The 9,728-nt window shown below is 64.1% G+C and carries 11 protein-coding genes; 4 read left to right on the top strand and 7 right to left on the bottom strand.

Translation table 11 applies throughout. The features are described from left to right. Positions 1-150: 150 nt before the first annotated feature. Together CB0101_RS04490 and CB0101_RS04485 are read right to left on the bottom strand one after the other, a co-directional pair. Entirely contained in the window at positions 151-852 is a 702-nt protein-coding gene (locus tag CB0101_RS04490) for a phosphoribosyltransferase (protein ID WP_010307029.1), read from the bottom strand. Beyond that, positions 827-3,517, bottom strand: coding sequence for a cation-transporting P-type ATPase (locus CB0101_RS04485; protein WP_010307033.1), 2,691 nt, complete (start codon positions 3,515-3,517; stop codon positions 827-829). Before CB0101_RS04485 ends, CB0101_RS04490 begins: the two co-directional genes overlap by 26 nt. 161 nt (positions 3,518-3,678) lie before the next feature. Between CB0101_RS04485 and cfa the strand changes: the two genes are divergently transcribed. Both cfa and CB0101_RS04475 read left to right on the top strand, forming a co-directional pair. Continuing rightward, positions 3,679-4,878 (top strand): cyclopropane fatty acyl phospholipid synthase, encoded by a 1,200-nt coding sequence (gene cfa / locus CB0101_RS04480; RefSeq protein ID WP_010307037.1) that lies wholly within the window; start codon positions 3,679-3,681, stop codon positions 4,876-4,878. Positions 4,879-4,930: 52 nt separating this feature from the next. Further along, positions 4,931-5,770 carry an RNA polymerase sigma factor RpoD/SigA gene (locus CB0101_RS04475; protein WP_010307041.1) on the top strand — a complete coding sequence of 280 codons (840 nt, stop codon included), beginning with the start codon at positions 4,931-4,933 and terminating at the stop codon, positions 5,768-5,770. A gap of 65 nt (positions 5,771-5,835) precedes the next feature. On the opposite strand, the gene CB0101_RS04470 is transcribed toward CB0101_RS04475, so the two are convergent. The 3 genes from CB0101_RS04470 to CB0101_RS04460 form a co-directional block, all read right to left on the bottom strand. Beyond that, complete coding sequence (locus tag CB0101_RS04470; RefSeq protein ID WP_010307043.1) at positions 5,836-6,099, bottom strand: hypothetical protein; 264 nt, start codon at positions 6,097-6,099, stop codon at positions 5,836-5,838. A gap of 154 nt (positions 6,100-6,253) precedes the next feature. Beyond that, positions 6,254-6,928, bottom strand: a complete 675-nt coding sequence (locus CB0101_RS04465) for a dienelactone hydrolase family protein (protein WP_010307046.1) — start codon at positions 6,926-6,928, stop codon at positions 6,254-6,256. A 114-nt stretch (positions 6,929-7,042) separates the two neighbouring features. After that, the gene (locus tag CB0101_RS04460; RefSeq protein ID WP_136643970.1) at positions 7,043-7,246 is read right to left on the bottom strand and encodes a hypothetical protein; all 204 of its coding nucleotides are present in this window, start codon (positions 7,244-7,246) and stop codon (positions 7,043-7,045) included. Between the two features lie 119 nt (positions 7,247-7,365). Here CB0101_RS04460 and CB0101_RS04455 point away from each other — a divergent pair, with 119 nt between their 5' ends. Together CB0101_RS04455 and CB0101_RS04450 are read left to right on the top strand one after the other, a co-directional pair. Continuing rightward, positions 7,366-7,758 carry an AbrB family transcriptional regulator gene (locus CB0101_RS04455; protein WP_010307052.1) on the top strand — a complete coding sequence of 131 codons (393 nt, stop codon included), beginning with the start codon at positions 7,366-7,368 and terminating at the stop codon, positions 7,756-7,758. Beyond that, positions 7,742-8,785 (top strand): sensor domain-containing diguanylate cyclase, encoded by a 1,044-nt coding sequence (locus CB0101_RS04450; protein WP_246833820.1) that lies wholly within the window; start codon positions 7,742-7,744, stop codon positions 8,783-8,785. The genes CB0101_RS04455 and CB0101_RS04450 overlap by 17 nt, the downstream gene beginning before the upstream one ends. A 66-nt stretch (positions 8,786-8,851) precedes the next feature. On the opposite strand, the gene CB0101_RS04445 is transcribed toward CB0101_RS04450, so the two are convergent. Together CB0101_RS04445 and CB0101_RS04440 are read right to left on the bottom strand one after the other, a co-directional pair. Further along, positions 8,852-9,286 carry an Hsp20/alpha crystallin family protein gene (locus CB0101_RS04445; RefSeq protein ID WP_010307058.1) on the bottom strand — a complete coding sequence of 145 codons (435 nt, stop codon included), beginning with the start codon at positions 9,284-9,286 and terminating at the stop codon, positions 8,852-8,854. A gap of 81 nt (positions 9,287-9,367) precedes the next feature. Beyond that, a complete protein-coding gene (locus CB0101_RS04440) occupies positions 9,368-9,676 on the bottom strand; it encodes a hypothetical protein (RefSeq protein ID WP_010307061.1) in 309 nt (102 codons plus the stop codon). Positions 9,677-9,728 lie beyond the last annotated feature (52 nt).

Genomic DNA, 9,728 nt, shown 5'->3' with positions numbered 1-9,728 from the left:
GCAAGACCGCTGGCTCGATGTTTCTGAAAACCCGGCAGGACGGCTCCTTGATGGAGGTCTTGACCTTGTCGCCGTTGTTTGATCCCTTCTCCACGCACCTGCAGGGCCGTCTGCATGCCGGTGAAGAGTTGCAGGAGCCTGAGCTCTTTCTCAAATCGGATCTGATCTTTCCTTCCGGGGAGCCGTTGCCGCGCTGCTGGCTCGATCCCCATTACCCGCAGCCATGAGCCGTAACACCTCCCGGTCGCTCACGGGCTCAAAGCGCTGATACCAGGCCCCCACGGCCCAGAGGTCATCCACCTCCGCCAAGGCCACCAACCCATCGAGCTGTGGCCTGATGGCCGCGGCGACGCGCCGATCGATCACCGGCACCGCCAACACCAGGGCATTCGGCTCCGCCTGGCGTAGGGATTGCAGGGCGGCGCGCACTGTGAGCCCGGTGGCCACCCCGTCGTCGACGACCAGCAAGGGGCGATGGCGCAGGGCGGCGAGCGGTGGATCGCCATAGAGCTGCTGCCGGCGCTCCAGCTCTTGCCGTTGCTCCAGCTCAAGGCGCTGGCGCTGTGGGCTATCGAGGCCGTAAGAGCGGGCGTTGTCCTCATCCCAGATCAGCACCCCTCCTGGCGCCATGGCCCCTAGGGCCAATTCCGGAGCGTGGGGATGGGCGAGTTTGCGCACCGCCCAGCTGGCCAGAGGCAGCCGCAGTTGGCGTGCCACCTCGGCAGCCACCACGATGCCGCCGCGGGGTAGGCCCACCACCAGGGCTTGGGGGCGGCCGCACCAGTTGCTGAGTTGTTGGGCCAGGGCCCGGCCGGCGTGGCGGCGGTCAGGCCAGAGCGCGGTTTGAACCATGGGGATCAGCCCTCCAGAGGCTGCGGAGTTGAACCGCCAGCAGTGGCGCCGGGATGCACAGCAACAGCCACCACCACAACTGTGATGGGATCGGCGCCATCTGGAAGGTGCGGGCCAGGGGCGGCCAGCCCTGCAGCACCACAAAGGCGATCACCTCCGTGGCAATGCCCAGCCACAGCAGCCTGTTGGCCCGGAAACGCCGCCCACCCCGGCAGACGAGCACCGTGCCGACCTGGGCGAACACGATCGACCCCAGGGCTACCGCGGAGGCCTCGTGCTGAATCAGCAGCAGCTCAGCGCTGCCCTGGTGATGCAACAGGGTTGGTGCCAGGCGGCGCAATGGCCAGAGCCCAACGCCATGGCTCCACCAGGTGAGGCCATAGCCCAGCATCGCTAAGCTTCCCTCCAGCAGTCCGAGAAACAGGTAGGCCTGGCGCAGCAAGGGGCGATCCAGGAGGGGTTGATCGCGATGGCGCGGCGGCTGCTGCATCACATCGGCCTGGGGGAGGTCGGCGCCAAGGCCCAGGGCGGGCAGCAGATCCGTGCCCAGGTCCACCGCCAGGATCTGCAGCACCGTGAGGGCGGCAGGGATGCGCAGCAGCAGCATCGTGAGAAACGGTGCTACCTCCGCCACATTCGAAGCGAGGATGTAGAGGATGAAGCGGCGAATGTTGTCGTACACGCCTCGGCCGTGACGCACCGCCGAGACGATGGTGGCGAAGTTGTCGTCCACCAGCACGATGTCGGCGGCTTCTCGGGCGACATCGGTGCCGCTGCGGCCCATGGCGATGCCCACATCAGCGGCCCGCAGGGCTGGGGCGTCGTTGACGCCATCGCCGGTGACCGCCACCACGTCTCCAAGTGCTCGGTAGGCCTGCACCAGGCGCAACTTCTGCTCCGGCGCCATGCGGGCAAACACCAGCCGCGACCGGAACTTCAGCAGCTGCCGTAGCTGCGCATCGCTGAGGCGATGGAGATCGCTGCCATTCACCACCCGTATCGGATCGGGGCCGGCATGGGCGGGCGCATCCAGCAACCCGATCTGGCGGGCGATGGCTTCGGCGGTGAGGCCGTAGTCGCCGGTCACCATCGTCACCTTGATGCCGGCGTGGTGGCAGGCGGCGATGGCCTGACTCACGCCAGGCCGCGGCGGGTCGTAAAGGCCCACCAACCCCACCAGCACCAGCTCCTCTTCCTCGAGGTGCGGCTGATCGCAGGGCTTGCAGGCGATGGCGAGCACCCGATGGCCCTGGCGGGCCATCACGTCGTTGGCCGATCGTACAACCTGCCGTTCGGCCGGGCCGAGGGCCGTGATCGTGCCGCCCCGGAGCCAATGGCTGCAGTGCTGCAGCAGCTCAAGGGGGGCGCCTTTGCTGCACACCATCCAGCTGCTGGGTTCGGGCCAGCGCGGATCGGCCTGCCAATGCACCAGCACGCTCATCATTCGCCGTTCGGAATCGAAGGGCAGCTCCCGCTGGCGCGGCAGTCGCTGTTGCTCGTCTGCCAGATCGAGGCCCGCCTGCTGCGCGCCCTGCAACAGCGCCGTTTCCGTGGGATCACCAACCGCTTCGGAGGCGTTGCAACACAATCCCGAGAGCAGCAGCAGCAAGGGCTCATCGCTGCTCCAGGTGTTTTGTAACGCCATGGCGTTAGCGGTGAGGGTGCCGGTTTTGTCGGTGCAGATCACGCTCACGCAGCCGAGTGTTTCCACCGCGGATAGGCGCCGCACCAGGGCCCGCTCCCGTGCCATGCGCTGCGTCGCCAGGGCTAGGGCCAGGGTCACGGTGGGCAGCAACCCCTCCGGCACGTTGGCCACGATGATCCCGATGGCGAACACCAGGCTCTCCAGCGGACCCACGCCCACCAGCACCACACCGGCGATGAAGGCCAGGGCGCCCATGCCCACGGCGATGCTGGTGACGGTGCGCACAATCCGGCCCACCTGAATCTCCAGCGTGCTTGGGGCGCGTTCGGTGCCGGCACTCAGATGCGCCACCTGGCCGAATTCCGTGTCGGCGCCGGTGGCGTACACCACAGCTTGTGCCCGGCCTGCGGCCACGGTGGTGCCTGCCGGTAGCAGGTTGGTGGCTTCTGAGGTGCGCAGCCGCTGGTTCTGCGCTTGCGCGGTGCGGGCCACCGGCAGGGATTCACCCGTGAGCACCGCTGCATTGAGATACAGCGCTGCTGCTTCGATCACCCGGCAGTCGGCCGGCACCTGATCGCCGGCTTCGAGTTCGATCAGATCGCCCGGCACGAGGTCGTCGGCAGGCAGCACCTGCAGGTCACCATCGCGCCATAGCCGCACCTGGTGGGGCAGCACCTGGGTGAGCGCCGCCAGGGTTCGCTCGGCTTGAAAGTCTTGCCAGAAGCTGAAGAGAGCATTGATCAGCACCACGCTCCAGATCGCCCAGCCCAGCTCCGGCGTGCGTGCCAGAAAGGCCATGCCCCCTGCTGCCCACAGCAACAGGGCCATGAAGTGGGTGAACTGATCCGTCAGGCGCAGAATCAGCGGCCGTTGCCTCTGCGGCGGTAGGCGATTGGGGCCGCAGCGCTGCAGGCGCTGGAAGGCTTCGGAGCTGCTCAGGCCTTGGGCGCTGCTCTGCAAAGCCGCCAGGGCCTTTTCGGCGCTGAGGCTGCTGATCGGTTCAGCTGCGCTGAGCTGCATCTCGGCTCAACGGCCATGGCGTCAGCCTGATCGGCGATCCGAGGGGGTAGCCCGCCTGCGGCAGGACTACCGCAGGGCAGCGGTGATGGCACCGCAGATCTACCTCCAGCGGCGATGGCTCGCGCGGGTGCGGATTGGGTGGAGGGCGTTCTGCTGATGCCATGCCTGTTCCCGCCAGTCTTGCGGCCGTTGTGGAGGGTGCCGATGTGCGTTTCAACGGCGATCGGCCCTGGGATCTGCAGGTGCACAATCCGCAGCTCTATGGAGCGTTGCTGCGGCATGGCTCCCTGGCGCTGGGGAATGGTTATGTGCGGGGCGACTGGGATTGTGAGCAGCTCGATGAGCTGATCTGCCGTTTGCTGCGCGCGAATGCCAATCGGCCCCTAACGCTGCGCTCCCAGGTGGTGGAGCTGGCCCGGATCCTGCGGGATCAGCTCAGCAATCCCCAGGCCTTGCGCCGCTCCTATGTGGTGGGCCGCCGCCATTACGACATTGATCCGCGGGTCTACGCGGCGATGCTGGATCCGCAGAGGGTGTACAGCTGCGGCTACTGGCGGCACGCAGAGACGCTGGCTGAGGCGCAGGATCACAAGCTGCGGCTGATCTGCGAAAAGCTGGAGCTGCGGCCGGGGATGCGGCTGCTGGATGTGGGATGCGGCTGGGGATCGCTGGCGGCCTACGCCTGCCGCCATTACGGCGTGGAGGTGGTTGGGATCACGGTGTCAGCCCAGCAGGCCAGCTGGATCGGTGAGCACCTGGCGGATTTACCAATTCGCGTGGAGCTGTGTGATTACCGCCAGCTGCCGGCGCGGGATCCAGGCCTGTTTGATCGCATTGCCTCAGTGGGCATGTTTGAGCATGTTGGCCGTCGCAACGATCACACCTTCTTCCGCACAATGCAGCGGTTGCTGCATCCCAATGGCCTGGCTTTGCTGCACACCATCGGCTCGGCCCGCAGCACACGCCGCACGGATCCGTGGATCGACCGCTACATCTTTCCCGGTGGGCGATTGCCATCGGCGCGTCAGCTCGCTGATGGGCTGGAGGGGCATTTCCTGATCGAAGACTGGGAAAGCTTCGGCCACGACTATGACCACACCCTGCTGGCCTGGTGGCAGAACTTCGAGCAAGCCTGGCCGCGCTTGGCCTGCGACAGCACCCCTGAATTCTTTCGGTTCTGGCGCTATTACCTGCTCAGTTGTGCTGGCTTTTTCCGTTCGCGCCAGGGTCAGCTGTGGCAGGTGGTGTTGAGCCGGCCTGAGCGTGCTGCTGCCTATCAATCCTGGCGGCCTGCGCGTCAGGAGGCGCCCACAAGGATGCTGCAGGACGCCTCGATCCATGGGCAAGCCTGCTCAACCTGATGGTGCAACTGTGGATTCGCCAGAGGATTGAGCGCCATCAAGTTCCGCGTCCATGAGTGATGCTTTTGGCGACTATCTGCGCACCATTGGTCGGATTCCTTTGCTCACCGCCCAGGAGGAAGTGCACCTGGGCACGATCGTGAAAGACTGGATGGAGAGCAACGATCCCTCGCCGGCGTTGCAACGGCGGGGGCGCCGCGCCCTTCAACGCATCGTGACCGCCAATTTGCGCCTGGTGGTGACCGTGGCCCTGCGCTACATCCGCCGGCTCAAGCACCTGGCCCACGATCCGATGGATCTGGTGCAGGCCGGCAATCTGGGGCTGTTGCGGGCGGCGGAGAAATATGACCCCACCCGCGGCTACAAATTTTCCACCTACGGCTACTGGTGGATTCGTCAATCGATCAACCGCTATCTGCAGGAGCACAGCGGCAGCATCCGGATCCCTGTGAACCTGGTGAGCCTGGCCAATCGAGCTGATTCCCTGCAGAGCCTGCGCAGCCATCCCATGAGTGTGGAGCAGCTGGCGGAGGCGTTGCAGGAATCACCGCAGCGGTTGTTGTATGCCATGGCGATTCAACACCGCAGCAACACGGTGTCGCTCGATCAGCAACTCAGCGGCAGCGATGGCGACATGACTCTGCTGGATACGGTGACGGATGACCACCAACCGCTGATCACAGACGACTATCGCTGGATGCACAGCCAACTGCAGCATCTCTCCACGCCAGAGCTCACCGTGATTCAGTTGCGCTATGGCGAGGACAAGCAGCGCTCTTTTGCGGAAGTGGCTCGCTTGATCGGCCGCAGCAAAGACCAAGTGCAGCGGCTGGAGCGACATGCTCTCACAAAATTGCGGCGCCATCTCACACCGGCCCTCTTCCCTCAATGAGGCGGGCGGATGGCATGGGGCGACCGGATTTGGTGGCCCCGTTTCATCCGCCGTGCACCACCGCATCAGAACGGGCGTGTTTTCAAGCGCCCCGCTGTTTGGGGTGTGGGTTGCAGGCCATTGGCCTGGAGATGGGTGTTGGCCGCTGTTGGCGAGGGGAGGCTGCGTTGCGGGTCGCGCAGCGCATCTTCCAGCAGGAATGCACACAGATTGGAAACGGATCGGCCCTCTTCTTCTGATCGAGTGAGCAGCGCCTCATGCACGTGGTAGCTGAGGGTGATCGAGATCCGCTTCGGTTGACGTTGCAGGACGCGAATGCGCTCGTTCATGGGTGAATACCGCAGGTGAGGGTGGAACAGATGCCAAGAGACTTCAGCTCCGCTGCATCTCTCAGCAGCTTGAGAATACGAGCGTTAAATGGTGGCGAAGTGCCGTTGCTTGCTGGCAACTCACCGTGGTTCTGCGGCAGGTTGCAGGCCTTCTCTACAGATCATCTGCAGGGCTGAATCGGCTCGCCTTGAATTGCTCCAGCAGCCAGCTGGTGGTGTGCTCAGCCACGGCCTCCAGGCATCCCGGCTCGCTAAACAAATGGCCCGCCTGGGGGATCACCACCAGTTCATTGCGCACCTGCAGCTGGCCGGCGGCCCAGGCATTGAGTTCGAGCACATCCACGTCGTGCTCACCCACCAGCAACAGCACGGGGCAGCGCACGTCGCTCAGTCGCTGGAACACGAGATCGGGGCGGCCGCCGCGTGACACCACGGCCTTCACCTGCTGCGGTCGCTCGGCTGCTGCCACCAGCGCCAGAGCCGCGCCGGTGCTGCCGCCAAACAGCCCAAGGGGCAGGTTGCTCAAATCGCCTTGTTGGGCTGTCCAATCGAGCAGCTGCAGCAGGCGCCGCTGCAAGGGCGGCAGGGATGTCAGGGTTCTGCCGTGGCTGGGGGCGTCGCTGCGTTCGAGGTCGCAGAGCAGGGTGGCGAGGCCACTGCGCTGCAGCCGTTCGGCCACGGCTTGGTTGCGGGGGCTGAAGCGATTGCTGCCGGAACCATGGCAAAACACCACCAGGCCGGTGGCCTGGGCTGGCAGGGTGAGATCCGCCGAGAGGCTGCCTCCTTCGGCGGGGATGGTGAGGCTGCTGATGCTGGCGGTGCGGGCCATGGTGGCTCAAGAGGGCTCAGCTCACATCAGAAAAAGGGCCTGGCAGTGCTTTTGATCCGCGCGGCAGCTTTGCCCCAGATCTGTGTCTGGGATCGCTGGATTGTGTTGCTCTGTTCAACATCCGCTTCCATGCGGTTCCTCAATGGTGGGTTGGCGGGTGTTGTTGTGGCCTCCCTCCACCATGGAGAGAGCGCGGCCACGGTGGTTGTGCGTTGATGGGCGCTTCAGGCTCGATCCGGCGCGGGCCTGGTTGGTGCTGGATGCCGCTGTGGCGACGGAGCGGCTCCAGCGTTGGTTGATCGGCAAACGGCGACCCATCACTTATCTACAACGGATGCAATTGGTGCACGGCTGCAGCATTTCAGAGGCAGAACAAGCTGTGCCTGACCACAAGCCTGTTGGGTTGCTTTAGATCATGGCCGCTGCCTGCTGCCGCCATGCTTCAAGGTGATCGATTGCTCGCCAGACTGCATCAATTGCAAGGGCTTAGCCGCTCTGAACTGGTGCGGGCCTGTGGCTATGCCACCCAATCCGATGACGGCCGAGAACATCTCCACTTCACCGATTTCTATGAAGCGGTGCTGGAGGCCAAAGGGGTTCACCTGCCCGGCCAGGGCGGCCGCTGGCGTGCCAGCCGCAGTGCCCAGGGCCGGCATCTGAGCTTCAACACCCACGTGCATTTCAACGGCAACCTGATGGTGGGCCGCGCCTACACCGAGAAGCTGCAGCTCAAGCCCGGCGATCAGTTCCGCATTCACCTGCACGACGGTGAGATCCGCTTGACGCCGCTCGAACCCGCTGATGCAGGCGGTGATGGTGCGACGCCGTGAGGGCTGTTGCGTTGTTGTTGTTGGTGTTGCGATGACCCCCTATCCCGACTATCCGATCCCTGCCAATGAGGAGCAGCGGCTGCGGGCCTTGCGGCGCTTTGCGGTGCTCGACACCCCGGAAGATCCCCACTTCGCGCGGATCGTGGAGCTGGCTTCGGCGGTGTTGGGGGTGCCGATCGCGTTGGTGTCGCTGGTGGATCGCGATCGCCAGTGGTTTCTGGCGCGCCATGGCCTGCAGGCACAGCAAACACCGCGCGCCATGGCCTTCTGTGCCCATGCCATTGCCGAGCAGGCGCTGATGGAGGTGCCGGATGCCCTCGACGATGCCCGCTTCAACACCAACCCCCTGGTGCTGGATGAGCCGAAGATCCGCTTCTACGCCGGCGTGCCGCTGCGCACCGAAGACGGCTACAACCTCGGCACCCTCTGCGCGATTGATCGCAAGCCGCGGGTGCTGGATCCACATCAGCGGGCGATGTTGCAGTTGATGGCGGATCTGGTGATGCGGGAGCTGGAGCTGCGCCAGCGCAGCATGCAGTGCCCGGTCACCGGTCTTTACAACCGCAGCGTGTTTTTTCGCTTTGGTGAGCAGGAGTTTGAGCAGGCCCGCGATGAATGCACGCCGCTGGCGCTGTTCAATTTCGACATCGACGACTTTCGCCAGATCAACATGCGCTGGGGGCATCAGGCTGGTGATCAGGTGCTGCTCGATCTCTGCGCAGTGGTGCAGAAGCAGCTGGGGCATGAGGATTTGTTCGGGCGCATCGGTGATGAGGAATTCTCAGTGTTGCTGGTGAACGCATCGATGACCCGAGCGATGGCCCTTGCTGAATCGATCCGCCAGGCGATTGCTGCCATGCGGGGCGTCTTCGACCAGTCTGATTACCACCCCAATATCAGTGGAGGCATCACGGCCCTGGCCGACACCGACCAGAGCTTTGCGGATCTCTTTTATCGGGCTGATCAGGCTCTCTATCTGGCCAAGGGAAATGGCCGCAACCAGGTGGCCTCGCTGCTGGTGGACTAGGACCACGCCAAAAAGCCGCCTGGAGCTGGCAGGCGGCTATCCGGTTCAAGCCTGGTGACTCCAGGCTCAATCCACGGGAATGCTCACTGGCTTGGCCTCTTCGGCACCCGCTTTTTTGGCAATGCTCACGGTGAGTTCGCCGTTCTCGCAATGGGCGTGCACGGTGTTCAGATCGGCATCCTCCGGTAGAGAGAAGCTGCGGCTGAAGCTGCCATAGGAGCGCTCCATCCGATGAAAGTGGGGGCGTGTTTCCTCGCTTTCGCGCTTGCGTTCCCCTTGAAGCGTGAGCATGTCTTCGGCAACGGATACCGATACATCTTCTTTATTCATGCCGGGAATATCGGCTTTGAACAGATAGGTGCCGTCGCTTTCACAAATATCCACCCGTGGCCCCCATTCGCTCAACGGCATGGAGGCGCCAAGCCGGAAACTGGGCCAGTTGAAGGCCCGATCCATCATGGCTTCGATGTCAGTTAGGGGTTCCCACTTGATCAGACTCATTGGATTGCCTCTTGGGAGATCGATGGCTCTTTGAGGCTATGAATTGTGGGGATTGAGATTCTGCCGTGCTCGCGATTCGCTTCAAATCAGCGGCGTGGCACGCAGGCGGCAGCGACGGACGTTTTCTTCGAGATCACAGGGTTTGTAATCACCGCAGATCTGATTGCGGCTCGTGTAGGGCCAGAGCGCCATCGGCACTTGCATGTCGCTGTGGCCATCACCGGCGGAGTAGCCGCAGAAGTGTTGCGCCGCTTCGCTGATTTCCACGCTCTCCAGGGTGAACAGGTTGGGGGCGTGTCGGGTGCAGGGAGCGATCGCGCCCAGGGAGGTCATCTCCAGCCCGTGGGCTTGGTCCCAGTAGGAGCAGGTTTGGCAGTGCTGGTGGTTCATGGCACAGAGCGCAGACCTCCTCAGCCAAAGAGTGGGCGCCGCAGGCGGCGTG

Source organism: Synechococcus sp. CB0101 (assembly GCF_000179235.2).
Taxonomy (GTDB): Bacteria; Cyanobacteriota; Cyanobacteriia; order PCC-6307; family Cyanobiaceae; genus Vulcanococcus.
Note: the sequence above shows the minus strand (reverse complement) of the source record. Positions and strands in the feature narration are given on the sequence as shown.